This is a genomic window from Streptomyces sp. NBC_00162, from assembly GCF_024611995.1.
Lineage (GTDB): Bacteria > Actinomycetota > Actinomycetes > Streptomycetales > Streptomycetaceae > Streptomyces.
In genome coordinates, this window is the sequence record NZ_CP102509.1 from 1,689,743 (window position 1) to 1,708,581 (window position 18,839).

At 71.9% G+C, this 18,839-nt stretch carries 15 protein-coding genes and 1 pseudogene; 4 read left to right on the plus strand and 12 right to left on the minus strand.

Going from position 1 to position 18,839, the window contains the following annotated elements:
• The first annotated feature begins 47 nt into the window (after positions 1–47).
• Positions 48–857, plus strand: a complete 810-nt coding sequence (locus JIW86_RS08560; protein WP_215141690.1) for a DeoR/GlpR family DNA-binding transcription regulator — start codon at positions 48–50, stop codon at positions 855–857.
• A 38-nt stretch (positions 858–895) separates the two neighbouring features.
• On the opposite strand, the gene JIW86_RS08565 is transcribed toward JIW86_RS08560, so the two are convergent.
• From JIW86_RS08565 to JIW86_RS08610, 10 genes and pseudogenes are all read right to left on the minus strand, one after another.
• On the minus strand, positions 896–1,927 hold the full coding sequence (locus JIW86_RS08565; RefSeq protein ID WP_257553229.1) for an NAD(P)/FAD-dependent oxidoreductase: 1,032 nt from the start codon (positions 1,925–1,927) through the stop codon (positions 896–898).
• Entirely contained in the window at positions 1,894–4,410 is a 2,517-nt protein-coding gene (locus JIW86_RS08570) for a twin-arginine translocation signal domain-containing protein (protein WP_257553230.1), read from the minus strand. The genes JIW86_RS08565 and JIW86_RS08570 overlap by 34 nt, the downstream gene beginning before the upstream one ends.
• 141 nt (positions 4,411–4,551) lie before the next feature.
• Positions 4,552–5,385: a PaaX family transcriptional regulator C-terminal domain-containing protein gene (locus JIW86_RS08575; RefSeq protein ID WP_257553231.1), complete on the minus strand. Its 834-nt coding sequence runs from the start codon at positions 5,383–5,385 to the stop codon at positions 4,552–4,554.
• 112 nt (positions 5,386–5,497) lie between these two features.
• Positions 5,498–6,277, minus strand: coding sequence for an Asp/Glu racemase (locus JIW86_RS08580; protein ID WP_322975499.1), 780 nt, complete (start codon positions 6,275–6,277; stop codon positions 5,498–5,500).
• Positions 6,278–6,286: 9 nt separating this feature from the next.
• Positions 6,287–7,192: a fumarylacetoacetate hydrolase family protein gene (locus JIW86_RS08585; RefSeq protein WP_257553232.1), complete on the minus strand. Its 906-nt coding sequence runs from the start codon at positions 7,190–7,192 to the stop codon at positions 6,287–6,289.
• 190 nt (positions 7,193–7,382) lie between these two features.
• Positions 7,383–8,495 carry a cupin domain-containing protein gene (locus tag JIW86_RS08590; RefSeq protein WP_215141707.1) on the minus strand — a complete coding sequence of 371 codons (1,113 nt, stop codon included), beginning with the start codon at positions 8,493–8,495 and terminating at the stop codon, positions 7,383–7,385.
• On the minus strand, positions 8,492–9,526 hold the full coding sequence (locus JIW86_RS08595; protein ID WP_257553233.1) for a carbon-nitrogen hydrolase family protein: 1,035 nt from the start codon (positions 9,524–9,526) through the stop codon (positions 8,492–8,494). Before JIW86_RS08595 ends, JIW86_RS08590 begins: the two co-directional genes overlap by 4 nt.
• Before the next feature lie 20 nt (positions 9,527–9,546).
• A pseudogene (locus tag JIW86_RS08600) lies at positions 9,547–11,942 on the minus strand (bifunctional salicylyl-CoA 5-hydroxylase/oxidoreductase).
• A gap of 54 nt (positions 11,943–11,996) precedes the next feature.
• Positions 11,997–12,533, minus strand: coding sequence for an acyl-CoA thioesterase (locus JIW86_RS08605; RefSeq protein WP_257553234.1), 537 nt, complete (start codon positions 12,531–12,533; stop codon positions 11,997–11,999).
• Positions 12,534–12,554: 21 nt separating this feature from the next.
• The gene (locus tag JIW86_RS08610) at positions 12,555–14,192 is read right to left on the minus strand and encodes an AMP-binding protein (protein ID WP_257553235.1); all 1,638 of its coding nucleotides are present in this window, start codon (positions 14,190–14,192) and stop codon (positions 12,555–12,557) included.
• A 490-nt stretch (positions 14,193–14,682) separates the two neighbouring features.
• Here JIW86_RS08610 and JIW86_RS08615 point away from each other — a divergent pair, with 490 nt between their 5' ends.
• Positions 14,683–15,285 (plus strand): phosphatase PAP2 family protein, encoded by a 603-nt coding sequence (locus JIW86_RS08615; protein WP_257553236.1) that lies wholly within the window; start codon positions 14,683–14,685, stop codon positions 15,283–15,285.
• Here the strand turns inward: JIW86_RS08615 and JIW86_RS08620 are convergent.
• On the minus strand, positions 15,275–16,282 hold the full coding sequence (locus tag JIW86_RS08620) for a LacI family DNA-binding transcriptional regulator (protein WP_257553237.1): 1,008 nt from the start codon (positions 16,280–16,282) through the stop codon (positions 15,275–15,277). The two genes, JIW86_RS08615 and JIW86_RS08620, sit on opposite strands and share 11 nt — an antisense overlap.
• 99 nt (positions 16,283–16,381) lie before the next feature.
• Here JIW86_RS08620 and JIW86_RS08625 point away from each other — a divergent pair, with 99 nt between their 5' ends.
• Together JIW86_RS08625 and JIW86_RS08630 are read left to right on the plus strand one after the other, a co-directional pair.
• On the plus strand, positions 16,382–17,083 hold the full coding sequence (locus JIW86_RS08625; RefSeq protein WP_257553238.1) for a cytochrome P450: 702 nt from the start codon (positions 16,382–16,384) through the stop codon (positions 17,081–17,083).
• Positions 17,056–17,745, plus strand: a complete 690-nt coding sequence (locus JIW86_RS08630) for a cytochrome P450 (protein ID WP_257553239.1) — start codon at positions 17,056–17,058, stop codon at positions 17,743–17,745. Before JIW86_RS08625 ends, JIW86_RS08630 begins: the two co-directional genes overlap by 28 nt.
• A gap of 191 nt (positions 17,746–17,936) precedes the next feature.
• Here JIW86_RS08630 and JIW86_RS08635 read toward each other — a convergent pair whose 3' ends face one another.
• A complete protein-coding gene (locus JIW86_RS08635; RefSeq protein ID WP_257553240.1) occupies positions 17,937–18,620 on the minus strand; it encodes a phosphatase PAP2 family protein in 684 nt (227 codons plus the stop codon).
• Positions 18,621–18,839 lie beyond the last annotated feature (219 nt).

An 18,839-nucleotide genomic window follows, 5' to 3' on the forward strand; every position in this document is an offset into this window, starting at 1 on the left:
ATCTTGCTGCCTTCTGACCGGATTCGCCGATACCGGGAGCGTGACCCGTGGCCGAGCAGACTGCCCAACTGGCCCACCAGCGACGCGCGCTCATCCTGGACGCGGTCCGGCGCGACGGCGCGGTCCGGGTGGCGGACCTGGTCGGTCAGCTCGGTGTCTCGGACATGACCATCCGCCGGGACCTGGACGCCCTCGCCCGGCGCGGAGTCGTGGAGAAGGTCTACGGCGGGGCCGTCGCCCCGGCCGGGGCCAGCGGGCACGAGCCCGGATTCGACGAGAAGTCCGATCTGGAGGGGGACGCCAAGGCCGCCATCGCGGACACGGCCGCCACCCTGGTCGAACCGGGCAGCGTGGTCGCGATCTCGGGCGGCACCACCGCGCACGCGGTCGCCGCCCGGCTGCTCGGCGTCCCGCGGCTCACGATCGTCACCAACTCCCTTCCGGTGGCGGAGCTGGTGCGGGCCGCCGGCCGCGATGGCCGGGCCGGGGCCCCCACCCTGCTGCTCACCGGCGGCTCCCCCACCCCCTCGGCCGCGCTGGTCGGCCCGCTCGCCGATCTGGTGATCGGTTCCCTCCACGTGGACCTGCTCGTCCTCGGCGCGCACGGGGTGGCGGAGGAGGCCGGGCTGACCACCCCCAACCTCATGGAGGCCCAGACCAACCGGGCGCTGGTCGCCTCGGCACGGCGGGTCGCCGTCGTGGCCGACCACACCAAGTGGGGGGTGGTCGGGCTCAGCGGTTTCGCCGCACTCGATCAGGCCGACTGGTTCGTGACCGACGCGGGCATGCCTGCCCCCGCCCGCGCCGTCCTCACCGAGACGGTGGGTGAACTCCTCGTCGCGGGCGAGGAGCACTGAGCGCCGAGGGCCATGGAGTGGCCCGGCCGGCCCCGGCGTCAGCCGAAGCCGCGCGCGCCCAGTTCGGCGTACATGCCCGCCAGGCGTGCGATGTCCTGCTCGAAGCCGGAGTGCAGCCAGCCCTGGTACATCGCCGCCGCCTCGCGCGGATCCAGCGCGCCGTCCAGCGCCGCAGCCGTGGCGCAGCCCGCCGTCCAGCCCGAGAGCAGGGCGCGCAGCACGCCGTGGGAGGAGGCCGGGTCGAGCCGGGCGGCCGCGTCGCCGACGGCGAACCAGCCCGGCCCGGCCGCCGCCGGGGAAAGCCGCCAGGTCACGTCCGCGGCCCGGGCGGTGCCCTGCGGTGTCAGGCGGGCGAACTCGTCGGGCAGCCAGGTCCGGGACCGCTGGACGGGGACGAAGTCCAGCCTCATCCACTGGTAGCGCGTCGCCCCGACCCTCGCGGTCCATGTCCAGCCGGTGCCGTCGGCGACGATCGCGGGCGCCGCGTCCCGGGTGGGGCAGGAGCCCGCGGCATAGCCGTACTGGATCAGCAGCCGCGGCGACCGCACCTGGGGGGCGACGCCCAGCGCGCGGCCCAGCCAGCGGGCGGAGCCCGTGGCATCGATGACGGTGCGCGCCCGGATCGGTCCGGCCTCCCGGGTGTGGGCGCCCACCACGGCGTCGCCGTCCAGCAGCGGTGCCAGGACCCGGCAGGACGGCCGGACGTCGACGCCGAGTCCGCGGGCTCGCTCGAGCAGCAGCGCGTCCAGGCCCTGCCGGTCCACCTGGAAGCCGCGCCACGGCCCGTCCGGATCCCGGCCGAACGGCTCGAACGACGGTGCCCGGCCCCAGCCCACCGAGATCCCTTCGTGGCGGGCGCCCACCACCCGGTCGAAGCCCTCGGGCACGAGGCGCCGCAGCAGGGATTCGACTCCCGGGTGCAGCGCTTCGCCGGGCCGGGCCCGCGGTCCGGCGGCGCGGTCGGCGAGTACGGTGCGCAGGCCGCCGGCCGCGCAGACGATCGCGGCCGCGCATCCCGCCGGGCCCGCGCCCGCGATCAGGACGTCGGCATCGACCGGTCGAGCCGCCACGGTCCTCCGTCCCTGCTCAGCAGCACCGCCGCCCCGTCGGTGAAGGCCAGCACCCGCTCTTCGATCTGCACCACGACCTTCTGGATGTCGGTGGGGTGGCGGGTCTCCGCACCGGGCCGGTAGATGACGACGCGGTAGCGGTGCGGCCCGGTCAGGCGGCCGCCCGTGGCCTGCTGGGCCGCCACCAGATCGGGATCGGCGGGGCCGGCCGTACGGAAGGACAGCACGGCCCAGGCGGACTTCGCCTTGAGGATCTCGATCACCGCACGGTCACCGAACCGGGTGACGAACTCGGGGTCGTGGATGCCCAGGCTCCAGTAGACGGATTCCATGGCCAGGACCCGGGCCTTGGTCTCGGCCAGGTCGACGCGCGCGGTCAGGTGGGCGGAGAGCCGGTCCATGGTGGTGATGTAGTCGGCGCGGTCGATGTCCTGGTAGACGACCGCCTCCCGGCCGCCGACCGTCTCCAGCCGCGGCCCGCGGATGCCGTCCCAGGGCACGTGGCCGAGTCCGGGGACGGGCTCCATGCCGATCTCGGCGTCCGTCAGCGGCACGACCGTCGGCCACGGGTACGGGAACCCGGGGGCGTCCTTGAGCGGCGTGAAGGTACGCGTGCCGTCGGGCGCGGCCGCCGGCCAGTAACTGCCCAGCGCCGCGCACAGCTTGACGTCCTCCAGGAACGGTGTGCCGAGGCTGTACGACTGCATGTACCGCTGCAGGGGCAGGCCCGGCTCGTTGTAGACCAGCCCCTGGCTGACCTCCCAGCCGGGGTCGGTGACGCCGGCGGCCGAGTCCGGCAGCCCCGAGTAGCGCCCCCGGGCGTCGGCGTCGAGCTGCCGGGGTACCGGCTCGCCGGGCGCCGGCTGGCCGACGACCGCGGTGAGCGTGTCGTCGTAGATGTCGAAACCGGACGGCAGTCTGATGTCGCCGGCGAACCGGAACTCCGACAGCGGCCGGGGCGGAACCGCCCACAGCGCGGCACGGACCGCCGCCGGTACCTTCTCCCGCCACCAGGCCACCAGGTCACGCTGGTTGACCAGGGGGAAGAAGTCGGGCGGGGCCACGCTGCAGAACGCCGGCTTGAACGTGTCGATCTCCGCTTCGAGCTGGGGGCAGCGCACGGCCACGCTCCCGTCCCCGGCGAAGTCGATGTAGTGCTGCGCCCGGTAACCGCCCTCCCGGATGATCCGGTCCATGTCCGGGTCGAGGTTCAGGTCGTCGAGGGATCCGTCCGGGTTGAGCCGGTGCCGGATGTTGACGTACTCGGGCGCGCGGCGGTCGTTGTCCGGGGCGGTGCCTTCGAGATAGGTCGGCTCGGTCTCGAGCGATCCCGGGATGAGCTGCACGGAGGAGAAGTAGAGGATTCCCGGATCGCCCACGAGGTCGCTCGACACGTTGAAGCTCAGCCACTGGTCCCTGAACCGCGCGCGGTTCGCGAACGGCGCCGGGCGCGGGCCCAGGACTCCCGAGCCGTGCCGGGGTGGCGGCAGGAGCGAGGCGATGCGCTCGCCGCGGATGACGAACGGGTACTGCTCCAGGGCCTTGCCGGTCCAGTCGGTCGGATAGCCCTGCTCCCGCAGGAACAAGTGCATGTGCTTGAGCTTCTCGTTGACCAGGTGGGAGCCCAGCGTGACGGAGAGGTCGAGGCCCTCGATGCACTCGGGGCCGCCGAAGAGCTTGTGCAGGGGCACCCAGAAGGAGCGCTCGTCGTCGCCGGACACGGTGTCCCGCGGCCCGAACAGGCGGCTGTCGGCGCCGGTGACCTGCATCGCGATGTACGGGGCGAAGCGCTGCGGCACCGTACGGAAGACGAACGGCCGCTTGGGGTCCGCAGGAGTGAACTGCCGTGCCCGGGCGTCGTAGAACGGATCGACGGTGCCCATACGGGCGATGCCCGTGCGGGAGAAGCACAGGTCGGCGTGGCGGCCGTGTACGGAACCGGTCGCGGCCCGGTAGTCCACCGCGAGGACGACGACCCCCAGCGCGTTGTCGCCGGCGATCTCGCGCAGCCGGTCGAGCGTGGGCGGGCGGACTCCGTAGACGTAGTCCTCCACCGCCTCGATCTCGGCCAGGGCGGGAAAGGCGCCCAGCGACCGCCCCTCCCCGTCGGTGAGTACCTCCGCCGAGGCGAGCGCGTGGTAGAGCAGGCTGCGGGCCGGACTGCCGGGCTCGATCCCGCGGACGGCAAGGCCCGGGGCGAAGTCCGCGAAGCCCGGTACGGTGCGGTCGAGATCCGCGATCGGGCGGGCCAGGGCCTCGGCGAGATCGGGGGCGCCGATGTCGAGGGTGCCGCGGGAGACGGCGAGCAGCAGGGACCGCCAGCCCTTGGGGGCGAGCCGGGCGCAGACCTCGCCGACCCGGTCGAGGAGCGGTCGCGCGGCCGGAGCGGCCGAGGCCTCGAAGGGGGCGGCGAGCCCGGGGAAGCCGAGCAGGAGCCCGCCGGCCGCGGCGCCCTGCATCAGATCGCGTCGTGAGAGGACCACCGCTCATGCCTCCTGTACCGAGAACCCCCGCCCCCGAACGAGGCGATTGTGGTGCTCGGTCCTGACGCAGGGCGACAACCGACACGGCTGCGGACGGGTGACACGCGGGTCTTTGACCACGCGGGAGCCCCTGGCCGACGCTTAGGCCTCCTCCTCCGCCAGACCGGTGACCTGCTGTACGTGCAGCAGGCTCGGCGTGGCGAGTACCTCGTGCAGCTGCTGGAAGATCCGGCGCGCGGCGACCGCGTTCCAGTCCGCGGGGAGGAGCTCTCCGGGCAGGCCGGGATCGAGGTAGGGCAGTCGGCGCCATTGGGTGAGCATCGGGACGTAGTGGCGGAAGGCCTCGGCGCCGTCGATGTCGCGCTGCTGCTCGAGTCCGGCGGCGACGGGGCCGTACGCATCGGTGAACGTGGCGTACTGCGCCTGGATCGCCGGGAAGTCCCACCACGAGCTGACCGTCTCGGGCAGGTCGCTGAACGCGGCGTAGTCCGCGGCGAACAGATGCACGTAGTCGCTGAGTCCGAGCCGGATCAGCATGTCACGGGCGTCGCCGAGGAGCCGGCCGGGTGCCAGCCACACACCGGGGGCGATATTGCCGAAGCCGAGCCAGGTCAGCCGGGTGCGCAGCTGGTAGCGGTACGACCGCTCGGACTCGGGTACCGAGAAGACGGCCATCGCCCAGCCGTCGCTCAGCTTGGCCGGTTCCAGGCTGCCGAAGATGCGCCGGTCACCCTCGTCGAAGACGGGTCGCGCGCCCGGGCTCAGCCGGTAGCCGGTGGCGCCGCGGCGCTCCGGTTCGAGTACGCCCTTCTTCTTGAGCCGGGAGATCGCCGAGCGCGCCGCCGGGCCGTCGACGTCCAGTTCGGACATCAGGGTGATCAGGTCGGCAACCGAGATCCAGCCGCCGAGGCGGCGCAGGAACGCCCCGTAGACCGTGTTGATCAACGAGCTGGGCCTGAGGGGACTGTCCGCCATGATCGCCTTCCGTCGTACGCGGTCGCGATCCTACCGAGCCGGGCGGTCGGGGCACCGTCCAGGTCCGGTTGACGGCAGTCCGGGCGTGCGACGACGGGGCGGCGCGCCGCCTTCATTCCGCGTAGGCGCCGGACAGGAGATGGCCCGCTCCGGGGGCCACCGCCGGAAGGTCCAGGGCGCGCAGCATCTGGTGGGCCGTGCACACGGCCGCCGAGACCACGGGCTTGCCGAGGAGCTGTTCGGCTTCCTCGATGGCGCCCAGCGAGGGCATCTGGACACAGGCGGAGAGCACGAAGGCGTCGGCGTCGCTGTGGTCCAGGGCCTTGGCGAGCCCGGGCAGGCGCGCCGGATCGTGTGCGGCTACGTCGAGGTTGTTGGGGATCTCCAGGGCCTGGTAGTCGAGCACCTCGATGCCCTCGTGGGTGAGGTAGTCGACGACGGTCTTCGTCAGCGGGCGCATGTACGGGGCGATGAGGGCGATCTTCTTCGCCCCGAGGGTCTGCAGGCCGTGGACGAGGGCTCCGGCGCTGGTGACGACGGGGGCGGGGGCGCCGTTCTCCACGGTACGAAGGTGCAGGCGCTCCTCGGAGGTGCGGTGGTAGCCGAGTCCCATGCTCATGATGGCGACGAGGCAGGCGTAGCCGAGGACGTCCACGTGCGCGTCCGAGAGCTCGACGGCACACCGGTCGGAGTCGGCGTCCATGGCCTTCAGCTGCTCCGGGGTCACATGGGTCATGCGCATCCGGCTGGAGTGGAAGGTGAAGCGCTCCGGCGCGATGGACTCCCGGGCGCGCAGGATCGCCGGGACCTCGGTCTCCATCGTGACGTTGGAGCTCGGCACGATCTGGCCGATGCGGTAGGTACGGGCGGCGGGGCGGGCGGGATGGGTCATGATCGCTCCTCAGCGGGCGTCGACGACGGGGTTGGTGAGGGTGCCGATGCCTTCGACGGTGGCCTCGACGGTGTCGCCGGGGTGCAGGAACTCGGGCGGGACCATGCCGGCTCCCACTCCCGCGGGCGATCCGGTGGCGATGACGTCTCCGGGTTCGAGGGTGACGCCGGAGGAGATGTCGGCGATGAGACGGGCGATGGGGAAGAGCATGTGGCGGGTGTTCGACTTCTGCTTGGTGACGCCGTTGACGCGCAGCGAGAGGTCGAGGTCCATCGGGTCGGGGATCTCGTCGGCCGTGACGACGGCGGGGCCGAAGGGGGCGTAGGAGTCCTGGCCCTTGGAGAAGAACCACTGGCCGGAGCGGCGCTGGTCGCGGGCGCTGATGTCGTTGACGATGCTGAAGCCGAAGATGTGGTCGTAGGCCTCCTCCTCGCTCACCTTGAAGGCGGTGCGGCCGATGACGACGGCCAGTTCGCACTCCCAGTCCAGCTGCGTGGTCAGGTCCGCGTTGTGCAGGATCGGCTGACCGGGGCCGGTGACGGCCGTGGCGGGCTTGCTGAAGAGCACGGGGCGCGAGGGGCGCTCCTTGTCGGTGTCCAGGCTGCGGCTGGACTCCTCGACGTGCTCGACGTAGTTCAGTCCGACGCCGATGATCTTGCCGGGGCGCAGCGGGGCCCGCAGCGACACCTCGTCGAGCCGGTGCACGGCATCGGACGGCCACGCCGCGGGCCCGCCGGCCAGCAGGCCGCGCGCGGCGTCCTGGGCGGCCGCACCGGCCTGGATGAACGACAGGAGGTCCAGCGGCAGTTGTACGCCGGCCAGGCCGGCCAGGGTGGCGAGGTCGACGACGAGGTCGTCGGCCTGTGCCCCGAGGCGGAGGGGCGAATCGTTGAGGGTGTAGGTGACCAGCCGCATGGGTGCTCCTTGCAGGTGAAGGGGAAGAGGAAGAGGGGTGTTGCGGAGGGGTGGGGCGGCGGCGGAACTCAGGTGCTCCACCGCCGCCCCGGACCGGGGCGGTACGGGGCAGGAAGCCGTGGCCGGCCCGGTGCTCCGCCGTACCCGGCGCCGGTGTCAGGGCCGGCGGCGTCGGGTACGGCGGAGCAGTTCAGGCGGTGGGCTGGTGCCCGCCGTTGTCGGTGTACGCCTCTTCTCGGTGGAAGCCGAGCGAGCGCATGACGGGGAAGTCGTTGAAGGAGAACAGGCAGGCGTCCTCGGATTGGTCGAGGTTGTGGTGCTCGTGCCAGGCCCAGGAGGGCACGCAGAACATGTCACCCTGCTGCCACTCGAAACGCTGTCCGGCGATCACCGAGACCCCGCGTCCCTTGGCGGCGGTGTAGATGACCGACCCGGTGTGGCGGTGGGCCAGGGTGGCCTGGCCGGGCCGCAGGAGCTGCATGTGGGCGCCCATGGTGGGCATGACCGAGCCGCCGGTGACCGGGTTGGTGTACTCCGCGATCACGCCGTCGTACGGGGATCCCTCGGTGGCCTTGGCCAGGCCCAGCAGCGCCTCGTAGGTGGGCTCCCAGGGGAACGCGAGCAGTGGCGAGTAGGGCCTGGTCCACTTCTCCACGCCGTAGGGCAGGAGGTTCGCGCCGTAGGTCAGCACCGAGGAGTTGATGACCTTTCCGGGGGTCTGGTACAGCTCGGGGTGGACCTCGTAGAACCCGGCGTCGAGTGCGTTGACCAGCGGGATGTCGAGTCCGTCCTGCCAGATGACGGGCGCGTCGTCGGCTTCGTTGCCGTGTTCGTGCCAGGTGCCGTTGGGGGTGATGGCGAAGTCACCGGGGCCCACCTTCAGCTTCTGGCCGTCGACGATGGTCCAGGCGCCCGTGCCCTCGTGGACGAAGCGCAGGGCCGCGGCCTGGTGGCGGTGGGCGGTCATGGCCTCCCCGGGTCCCATGATCTGCAGGCCGGTGTAGAGGAGCCCGACGGCGGCGCTGACGTCCTTGCGGCCGGGGTTGACGAGCATGACCACGCGGCGGCCGGCGTCGTCGGCCTTGACGAGGTCGAGGGCCTTGCGGACCAGGGGCCGCAGCTCGCTGTAGCGCCACAGCACGGGTACGGACTTGGGCTGCGGGTACCAGGGCTCGATTTCGTTGGCGACGGTCCACAGCGCGCCGGCTTCGAGCTGGGCGAGTTCGCCGTAGAACGCGGCGAGTTCAGGGGAGTCGGATACCCGTGCTCGGCCCAGTCGGCTGTCGTCGTACTCGGTGGTCATGCGTCCTCCTTCGTGATGCCGGTGATGCCTGTGATGTCGGTGGAGAGGGGTGCCGGGGTGTGCGCCGGGTCCGTCGCGAAGGTCACCGGGGTGCGGGGGCGGTTGTCGACGTGGAGCTGGAAGACGTCGAAGCGGTTGTAGTGGCCGACGATGTCGTGCATCTGCTTGGGCTGGATGCACCGGGCCAGGTCGATCTCGGCGTAGACGATGCCTTCGTCGTCGACGAGCGGTTCGGTGACCGGGCGGCCGTCGGGGCCGAAGATCCCGGACAGGGCGCTGCGCGGGCGGGTGAACTGTTTGCGCAGCTCCTCGTCGTCCCCGGCGATGGCGTCGACGATCTCCGGGGAGATGGTCGAGCAGGCGACGACGGAGAAGACCTTGCCCTCGAAGCTGTGGGCGGCGGTGCGGACGGCGATGGCCTCGGCCATGTCGTAGTCGGCCGGTGCCACCGGCAGGGCGATGTAGCAGGAGGCGTGGACCAGTTCACCCTGGGCGAGGAGCGTGAAACGGGCGAGGGTGTTGGTGTTCTCGCCGCAGGCCAGGGCCCCCAGCGGGCCGACGGGCGTCTGGTGCACCTTGAGCGAACTGCCGTCCCCGCCGGTCCAGGTGAGCTTCTCGGCCCAGGTGGGCACCAGTTTGCGGTGGACTCCGAGGAGTGCGCCGTCCGGGCCGATGGTGAGCAGGGTGTTGTAGAGGACGCCGAGGCTGTGCGGGCCGCGCTCGTTGACGCCGATGACGAGGACGACACCGTACTGGCGGGCGGCGGCGCGCAGTTGGTCCACGTACGGGCCGGGGACGTCGATGGCCGAGCGGTAGAGGCGCTCGAACCAGGGCGAGCCCTGGACGGGGTTCATGGTCCAGTTCCAGTACGGGTATCCGGGGACGAATACCTCGGGGAAGACGACCAGTTCGGCGCCGCCCGCCGCCGCCTGCGCGATGAGCTCGATCGCCTTGTCTACGGTCGCCGCCGCGTCCAGGTACACGGGGGCGGCCTGTACGGCCGCGGCGGTGAAGCGTGGCAGATTGTCCATCGGTTCTCCAGGTCTCCAGGTCAGCGGGCGGCCGCGGCAGCGGCAGCGGGGACGTGCGGAACCCAGCGCTGGTGCACGGGGGCGGAAGCCTCGCGGAGCAGCTGGAGGCGGGGCGGAACGCGGTCGGTGCGCGCACCCGGCGGGCGGCCGCTGCCCGCCTTCCAGGAAGCGGGCCACGGCGCGGCCGGGCCGTGGTAACCCTGGGCGGCCGCGGCGTGCAGGGTCCACAGGGGGTCGTGGAGCTGGGCGCGGCCGACGGCGCACAGGTCGGCCCGGCCGGCCAGGATGATCGAGTTCACGTCGTCGTAGGTGGAGATCGCGCCGACGGCGATGGTGGGGACCCCGGTGGCGTTGCGGATCAGGTCGGCGTACGGGGTCTGGTAGCTGCGGCCGTAGCGGGGCCGCTCGTGGGCGACGACCTCACCGGTGGAGACGTCGATCGCGTCGGCGCCGGCCTCGCCCAGGGCGCGGGCGATCTCCACGGCGTCGGCCTCGCTGGTGCCGCCGTCGGCCCAGTCCGCGGCGGACACGCGGACCACGAGGGCCTTGCCCTCGGGCCAGACCGCGCGCACCGCGCGCAGCACTTCCAGGGGAAGCGCAGCCGGCCGGCGAGGCTCCCGCCGTACTCGTCCGTCCGCTCGTTGGTCAGCGGCGAGAGGAACCCGGACATCAAGTGGCCGTGGCCGTACTGGAGTTCCAGTGCGTCGAATCCGGCGCGGTGGGCGCGTTCGGCCGCGGCGACGAAATCGCGTGCGATCTCGTCCATGTCCTGCCGGGTCGCCTCCCGCGGGACCACGGCGCCCTCGGTCCAGGCCAGCGGGGAGGCGGCGACGAGCGGCCACCCGTCGGCTCCGAGCGGGACGGATCTGCCGTCCGAGCGGGGCACGCTGGTCGCGGCGCGGCGGCCGGCGTGGGTGAGCTGGATGCCCAGGCAGGTGTCCGACTGGCCGTGCACGAAGCCGGCGATGCGCCGCCAGGCGGACTCCTGCTCGTCCGTGTAGAGGCCGGGGCAGCCGGGGGTGGCCCGGCCGTCCGCGCTGACCGCGGTCATTCCGGCGATGACGAGGCCGGATCCGCCCAGGGCCTGGGTGCTCAGGTGGACGAGTTCGAAGTCGCCCGGTACCCCCTCGCGCGCGGTGTAGAGCGCGGTGGGTGGTACGAGGACGCGGTTGCGCAGGTGCAGCCCGCCCAGCTGGAACGGGCGGAACATCGGCGGGACGGTGACGGCGGCGCCGGGCCGGGTGACCGTGAGCGGGCTCCCGTCGGAGTGCCAGGAGTCGACCGCGGTGGTGAACTCCTCGTCGCGTACGCGCAGGTTGTCGTAGGTGACGCGGCGGCTGCGGGTGAGGAGGTTGAAGGCGAACTGCGGGGGCTCCTGGGCCGTGTAGCGGCCGACGTTCTCGAACCATTCGAGGCTGGCCTGGGCGGCGCGCTGGGTGGATTCGACGACCGGCCGGCGTTCGGTCTCGTAGGCGGCGAGCGCCGAGGCCACGTCGGGCTGTTCGTGCAGGCAGGCGGCCAGGGCCAGGGAGTCCTCCATGGCGAGCTTGGTGCCGGAGCCGATGGAGAAGTGGGCGGTGTGGGCGGCGTCGCCGAGCAGGACTACGTTGCCGTGGCGCCAGGAGGCGTTGCGGACGGTCGTGAAGCGTATCCACTTCGAGGCGTTGGGGATCAGGCGGTGGCCGTCGAGGTGGCCGGCCAGGATCTCCTCGCACAGCCGCACGCTCGCCTCGTCGCTCTCGCCGCGGGCGAACTCCCGGTCGGCGAGGGCCTCGAAGCCCGCCCGCCGCCAGTCGTCCTCCGCGATCTCCACGATGAAGGTGCTGCGCTTGTCGTCGTACGGGTAGGCGTGGACCTGGATGCTGCCGAAGTCCCGCTTCTCGACGATGAAGGTGAACGCCTCGAAGACGCGGTCGGTGGACAGCCACATGTAGCGGCAGTGGCGCTCGTCCAGGTCCGGGCGGAAGCTCGCGGCATACGTCTCGCGGGCGGTGGAGCGGATTCCGTCCGCGGCGACCACGAGGTCGTAGCCGGCGGAGAGTTCCTCGACGGGCGGGGCCTCGGTGCCGTAGTGCACCCGCACCCCGAGCTCCGCGCAGCGCCTCTGCAGGATTTCCCGCAGCCGGTTGCGGTCCAGGGCGGCGAAGCCGTGGCCGCCGGAGACGTGGACCTCGCCGCCGTAGCGGACGTCGATGTCGCTCCACCGGGCGAACTCAGCGGACATGGCCGCGAACACCGCGGGGTCGGCCTGCGCGATGCCGTCCAGCGTCTCGTCGGAGAAGACGACGCCGAAGCCGAACGCGTCGTCGCGGGCGTTGCGCTCCCAGACCGTGATCTCCCACTCCGGTGAGAGCTGCTGGGCCAGGGCCGCGAAGTACAACCCGCCGGGCCCTCCTCCGATGACTGCTACACGCACGGTGTTCCTCCTAGTGGTTCCGGACAACAGAATATGTTGCAAATTTGGCGAGCGTCAAGAATGCAGCACATCCTGTGTGGTGCGGTGCGTCGGATCACGCGAAGAGCTCGGGGGACTGCGGACCGGCCTTGGTGAGGACCTCGCGTACGTCATCGGGCCAGGCCGTGGATCCGGTGGCGCGCGAAGCCGAGTGGGCGATGACCATGCGCCCGCTCGCGGCCGGCTCCTCCCCTCGCCGTGGACGGTGAAGGCGTAGTGCAGGGAGCTGGTGCCGACCTTGACCACCTTCAGTTCGGTACGGACGGCCTCGCCGAACCACAGCCGGGCCCGGTAGTCGGCCTCGAAGTGGACGCGGGGCGTACTGCCGAAGAGATGGGCCAGGCCCAGCCGGCGCAGCAGGACGGCCTCGGCCGCCTCGACCCAGCGCACCACGGTGGAGTGGTGGTAGTGGCCGGCCGCGTCCGTGTCGGGCCATTCGACGCGCCGCTCGACGACGACGCTGGGCAGGTTCTGCGCGAGGGCCTCGGGGCATCCGGCGGCGCAGCTGTCCGTCGCCGCGTAGACCGCCTGCCGCTCGTTGAAGGTGTCCATGGTCGTGCCTTTCGTGGGCTGCTAACTGGTGGTGAGGTGGGCCCGCTTGCGCAGCTCGGCGCGCTGGAGCTTTCCGTTGCTGGTGCGCGGGAGATCGGTGACGAACTCGACGGCGCGCGGGTACTTGTAGGGCGCGACGCTCCGCTTCACGTGGTCCTGGAGCTCCTTGGCCGTCACCTCGTCGGGCGCGACACCGGGGCGCAGGATCACGTACGCCTTGACGAGCATTCCGCGCTTGGCGTCGGGGGCCCCGACCACGCCGCATTCCTCGACGTAGGGGTGGGTGGCGAGCGCCTTCTCCACCTCGGGACCGGCGATGTTGTACCCGGAGGAGACGATCATGTCGTCACTGCGGGCCACGTACCAGAAGTAGCCGTCGGCATCCCGGATGTAGGTGTCGCCGGTGATGTTCCAGCCGTTCCTGACGTACACGGTCTGCCGCGGGTCCTCCATGTACCGGCAGCCCGTGGGGCCGGTGACCGCGAGGAGGCCGGGCTGCCCGTCCGGGACGGGCTCGCCCGCTTCGTCGACCACCCGGGCCCGGTATCCCGGGACCGGCCTGCCCGTCGAGCCGGGGCGTATCTCGCCGTCCGAAGCGGAGATGAACACGTGGAGCATCTCGGTGGCGCCGATGCCGTCGATGATGCCCAGTCCGGTGGCGGCGTGGAACTCCTCCCACACAGCCGCCGGCAGCGCTTCTCCGGCGGACACGCAGCGGCGCAGGCCCGCCAGCTGCCCCACGGCGCCGGCCGCCATGATCGCCCGGTAGGCGGTGGGCGCCGTGAAGAGCACGGTGACCCCGTGCTCCTCCACGAGGTCGGCCAGCTGCTGCGGGGCGGCCTGCTCGATCAGCAGGGTGGCCGCGCCCGCGTACAGCGGGAAGACCACCAGTCCGCCGAGCCCGAACGTGAAGGCCAGGGGCGGAGTTCCGGTGAAGACGTCGTCCTGGCGGGGCCGCAGCACATGGCGGGAGAAGGTGTCGGCGTTGGCCAGTACGTCCCGGTGGAAGTGCAGGGTCGCCTTCGGCCGTCCGGTCGTTCCCGAGGTGAAGGCGATCAGGGCGACGTCGTCCGCGGCGGTGTCGACAGCGGCGAACCGCCCGTCCTTCGCGGCGCAGCGCGCGACCAGGTCCTCCTCACCGGGACCGCCGTAGGCCAGCACGGCCGGGCCGGGAGCGGCGGTGGTGGTCGCGGTGGCGGTGAGTTCGTCGAGGTAGCGGTGGTCGCACACGGCGACGGCCGGCCGGCTGATCTCGTTCAGCTCCGCGAGCTCGCCGGCGCGCAGCAACGGCATGGTGGTGACGGCGACGCCGCCGGCCTTCAGCACCCCGAACCACGTCGCCACCAGCCAGGGGTTGTTGGGGCCGCGCAGCAGAACGCGGTTGCCGGGGACGAGGCCGAAGTCCTCGGTGAGTACCTGGGCCACCTGATTGGCACGTTGCAGCAGGTCACCGTACGTCCACCGGTCCGTGGGAGTCAGCAGACAGGGCCGGTCGGCCCCCCAGCGCCCGACGGCGTCGTCGAGCAGCCGCCGTGCGCAGTTGAGCCGGTCCGGATAGTTCAACTCCGGTAGATCGAAGTGCAGTTCGGGCCAGAGCGAGAAGGGCGGGAGCCGATCGCGACAGAACGTATCGACATGAGCAGACGGGGAGAGCTCCATGGGGCGGCACCTCAATCTCGGGGCAGCAGGGAGAGTGGAGCAAGTATCTCGCTAAACTGGCGACCGTCAATGATGCGCGATATTTGATTTTGTTAACAGCGTGTTGCGCAGCCGCTCGCCGATACGCGGCGCCGCACCACTGGTGCGATGGAGTTACACGTGTAACATGCTAGGCATCTCGCCGAAGCGTTTCAAGCATTTCGGACAAACGTTACGAAGGACCGGTAAACGTCGGCGGCGATGTCACCGTGCTGCCCGCGAAGGGCGGCTGCCGCATCTCCCTCGGCGCCCCACGCCTTGCCGCGTTCGGGTCGCGAGTCCACCCACGACACACAGATACGGGCCGCCGGCCGTGCCGCGGCCACGAGAGGCTGCCATGTCCGGTATTCGGGTTGCTCCCCCTGCGGCCCCGGCCACTCCCAGACACCGCCGGTCCACACCCGCTCCGCCACGAGCCGGTGTACTCCCCCTGGGAATCTTCCTGCTGCTCGTGACCGTGCTGCTGGGCGTCCTCGTCCGGTCACACCCCGAACGCCCGCCCTTCCAGGGGCTGGACGAGCGCTGGCTGACCTGGATGGCAGGCCCGCACGGCGGCGTCTACGGAGCCGTGGCGGCCGTCCTGAACTGGTTCGGGGGGCCGCTGGGAGTGGTCGTTCCCGTCGGTCTGCTGATCTTCCTGATCGTGCGGAAGCGCTGGTGGTCCGTGGCTTACCTGCTCACCACCTACCTGGTGGGGAGCATGGCCTTCGTGCAGGTCCTCAAGCACGTGGTGGACCGGCCCCGTCCGGCGAACCCCCTGGTCCGGGTGGACCACGGCTCGTTCCCTTCGGGTCACGCCGCCGGGGCGGCGCTCCTCGTGGTGATCGTGGGCGCCCTGCTCGTACCGGCGGCGCGACGGCGTGCGTGGTGGATCTCGGGCACGCTGTTCACCGCCGCCATGATGTGGAGCCGGACCTGGCTGCACGCCCACTGGCTCACCGACACGGTGGCCGGCGCCGCGGTCGGCGCCGGCGCCGCCCTGCTGTTCTGGTGGCTGTTCAGAGGGAAACTGGCCCGCGAGAGCGCCGTCTCCCGGGGCCGCCTCAGGAGCTGAGCCGGTGGACCAACTCGGCCTCCACGCCCGGCACCGGCGCCGCCTCACCCTCCTCGATCAGCGCATGGAGGGTGTCGGCGATGACCGCCGCCGACGGCAGGTGCAGGCGGACCGTGGTCAGCGGCGGCTGCTGCAGAGCGGACGGCACGAGGTCGTCACAGCCGACGACGGCGACCTCGTCCGGTACCGCGATGCCCTCGCTGCGCAGTGCGTGCATGAGGAGAGCGGCGTATTCGTCGTTGAAAGCGAACACGCCGTCCAGGCCCAGGTCCGTCCAGCGCGCGGCCAGGGCCGCGGCGGACTCGCGCGTATAGGCGAGTTCCACCGGCTCGACGGTCGCCATGTGCCGGGCGGCGACCCGCTCGGCGCCGGCCAGCCGCGGCCCGCCGAAGGCGTCCAGGCCGCGCTCTCGCGGCATGACCACACCGATCCTGCTCCGCCCACGGGCGATCAGATGCTCTACGGCGACCTCACCGACACGCCCGTGGTCGAACACGACGGTGTGGATTCCTTCCACCGGACGGGCGGCGACGGCGAGCAGTCCGCGCACCCCGGCGCGGCGCAGGATGTCGCCCGCCTCGCCGGTGATCCGGTCACCGTTCATGGCCAGCACCGCCGCGGGCCGCAGTTCCGCCCACGACCGCGCGGCGGTCGCCTCGTCGGGGAAGCGGCCCGTGTGGAGCACCGTCGTGTAGCCGTGGCGGTCGAGTTCGCTCTGCAGATCGTCCACCCAGGTGCTGACCAGGCTGCCGATCGCGGAGACCGACGCGGGGAGCAGTACCAGGTTGCTCCGCCCGGCACGCAGGGAGCGGGCGGCGGCGTGCGGCACGTATCCGAGGTTCCCGGCCGCGGCCAGCACGCGGGCCCGGGTGCCTGGGCTGACCCGGTGGCCCTGGGTGTCGTTCAGGACGAAGGACACGGTGGCACGCGAGACCCCCGCCAGGCGGGCCACGTCGGTGCTCGTGACCGAGACAGCACCGGGCGTTTCTTTCGCCATGACGTCCTTCTTCGCTCGCTTTTCCGGCCCGCCGACCGCTTCACCCCACAAGGTTACACGCGTTACCGACCGGCATCAGACATGCACGGAGGGAATTCGATGGACCAGAACAGTCAGTCACCGCACGAATGCCCAGTTCCGTTTCACGGCGGCCTGGTCCCCCTGCACGGCGGCCTGCCCGACCAGGATCCGGGCCGTTTCTACGAGGGCCTGCGCAGGCGCTGGGGGCCGATCGCCCCCGTGGAGCTCGGTCCGGGTGTCGGGGCCTGGCTGGTGATGGGCTACCAGGAGGTGCTCGAGCTCGTGTGGAACGAGCGGGCCTTCTCCAGCGACGCACGCCGCTGGAACTCGATCACCGAGGGGTTCCTGCCCGAGGACTCCCCGCTGCTGGCGGTACTGGGCTGGCGTCCGGCCCTGAACCGCCTCGACGACCAGGCACACCGCCGGCAGCGCCGGGCCGTGACCGAGACCTTGAACGGCATCGACCTGCGTCGGCTGCGCAGCGTGGCCAGGCAGCAGGCCGAGGCGCTGGTGGACGGATGGGCCACGGACCGTACCGCCGATCTCGTCAGCCAGTACGCGCGTCCCCTGGTGTGGTCCGCCTTCAGGATGCTGGTCGGACTACCCCGGTCCGAGGAGCGCAGGCTCGGCGCGCTGCTCGGCTCGATCGCCGGGGGCGCCCACGACGCGGCCCGCGCCGAGGCCGAGCTGACAGGGATGTTGCACCGTCTGGTCGCCGCGAAGCGTGAAGTGCCCGGCCCGGACCTCACGTCATGGCTGCTGGCTCATTCCGCCCCCTGACCGAGGCCGAGGTGGCCCACGGCCTGGCGGCGGTCCTCCTCTCGGGAGGGGAGAGCACCATCGGGTGGATCAGCGGCACGATGCGCCTGCTGCTGGGCGACGCGCGTCTGGACTCGGCGGTGGCCACCGGTCAGCTGACCGTCCGGGACCTCACCGACCGCGCGCTGTGGGACGGCTCACCGGTCCCCAACATCGCGGGCCGCTGGGCGCGGAACGATCTCACCTTCGCGGGATGCCGGGTGCGCGCCGGCGACCTGCTCATTCCCTGCCTGGCGGCAGCCAACACCGACCTGCGCGTCCACGGCGCGCAAAACCTCGGCAGCCGCGCCCACTTGGCCTGGGGAACCGGCTCCCACGGATGCCCCGCCAAGGACGTGGCCCGGTCGATCGCCGAGACGGCCGTGGACGTCCTGCTGCGTCGCCTTGGGCAGCTCCGCCCCGGCGTTCACGCCACCGCTCCGCCCCGGCAGCCGTCCCTGTGGTCCGGCGCCCCGGACGAACTGCCGGTGGTGTTCGCCCCGGTCCGGCCGGGCCGCCCGAACGCCGCGCCCGCGACCTCCACGGTGATGGGAGTACCGGCGAAGCGGAAGGACGAGCGGGCGGCCGACAGCGGCTCGAAGCCGCCGCAGTGGAGCTGGTGGAACTCCATCAACGGCTGGTGAGGCCCCCTCAGGGTTGGCGGCTGCCGGGCCGCGGGGGGCAGTTGCCGGGTGCGGGTGGCAGCTGCCGGGCCGAGGCGGCTGCCACCCCACCCCGGGCGCTCCCGCCGCGCACCCGGGGCCGGGCCGCCGCCACCCCCGGCGTGGCGTCCCCCGCAGTTAGATTACACGTGTAACAGCCGGGCAGCAGGACCTTAGAGCCACAGGCGGTCCTCCGCTGCGAGCGCCGCCTCCCGCTCCAGCAGCGGAGCGAAGGCCCAGTGGAGCAGCAGACACACCCCGCCTCCCGCGAGGGCTCCGGCGGCGGTGTCGCTGAGCCACTGCGCGTGCAGCCAGGTCCGGCTCCACATCATGGCCGCGACGTACAGCGCGCCGAACAGCCACCACCAGCGCCGCGTGCGGGGCGAAAAGAGCACGACGCCGATCACCATCACCATCGTCACAGCCGTGAACACCTGCCCGGACGGGTACGAGCCGTCGTTGACCAGCACCAGCGGATGCGGCGGCCTGGGCCGGTCGACCATTGACTTCAGCGGAAGGACCACCAGCATGTTCGCCACGACCGAGGCCGCGAAGACGAACAGCCCCGACCTCCAGCGCCCGTAGACACACAGGCCGCCGGTCAGCGCCAGCGGGAAGACCACCCCCAAGGGGCCGCCCAGCCTGTCGAGGAGGTAGGCGAAGTCGGCGGCCGACCCGCTTCCCCCACCGCCCGTCCACCGCGCCCAGCTGTCGTCGAGCGACTGGAAGAACGGCGGCCGCTCACCTCCGAGCAGCAGACCGATGGACAGGGCCATCAGCGAAAGCGCCGCTCCGGACAGCAGCGCGCCGCGTGGCGCAGGGGCGGGGACGTGATGCCGCGAGGGGAAGGACGGCATCAGGGGCGGACGTCCTGCAGACGTCGGATCGATCATGTTTGCCTCAATCGTGGTCACCCTCCCGGCGTTTGAACACAGGAAGGGACGGGACACGGGTGCACCGGTCCGACGGCGAGGATCGAGCGCGACGCGTCTCGCTCTGCGATGCAAGCCGGAGGGATGCGGGGAGGGCGGCGCCGACGGCTTCGCCGATGGGCGGCGGTCGGACCGGGACGGCGA

Bases quoted from the DNA above. Each gene is read 5' to 3' on its own strand.
- JIW86_RS08575 (WP_257553231.1), bottom strand. From the start codon at position 5,385: ATGGCGGACAGTCCCCTCAGGCCCAGCTCGTTGATCAACACGGTCTAC.
- JIW86_RS08625 (WP_257553238.1), top strand. From the start codon at position 16,382: ATGGACCAGAACAGTCAGTCACCGCACGAATGCCCAGTTCCGTTTCAC.
- JIW86_RS08620 (WP_257553237.1), bottom strand. From the start codon at position 16,282: ATGGCGAAAGAAACGCCCGGTGCTGTCTCGGTCACGAGCACCGACGTG.
- JIW86_RS08585 (WP_257553232.1), bottom strand. From the start codon at position 7,192: ATGCGGCTGGTCACCTACACCCTCAACGATTCGCCCCTCCGCCTCGGG.
- JIW86_RS08630 (WP_257553239.1), top strand. From the start codon at position 17,056: ATGGCTGCTGGCTCATTCCGCCCCCTGACCGAGGCCGAGGTGGCCCAC.
- JIW86_RS08590 (WP_215141707.1), bottom strand. From the start codon at position 8,495: ATGACCACCGAGTACGACGACAGCCGACTGGGCCGAGCACGGGTATCC.
- JIW86_RS08580 (WP_322975499.1), bottom strand. From the start codon at position 6,277: ATGACCCATCCCGCCCGCCCCGCCGCCCGTACCTACCGCATCGGCCAG.
- JIW86_RS08595 (WP_257553233.1), bottom strand. From the start codon at position 9,526: ATGGACAATCTGCCACGCTTCACCGCCGCGGCCGTACAGGCCGCCCCC.
- JIW86_RS08605 (WP_257553234.1), bottom strand. From the start codon at position 12,533: ATGGACACCTTCAACGAGCGGCAGGCGGTCTACGCGGCGACGGACAGC.
- JIW86_RS08635 (WP_257553240.1), bottom strand. From the start codon at position 18,620: ATGCCGTCCTTCCCCTCGCGGCATCACGTCCCCGCCCCTGCGCCACGC.
- JIW86_RS08610 (WP_257553235.1), bottom strand. From the start codon at position 14,192: ATGGAGCTCTCCCCGTCTGCTCATGTCGATACGTTCTGTCGCGATCGG.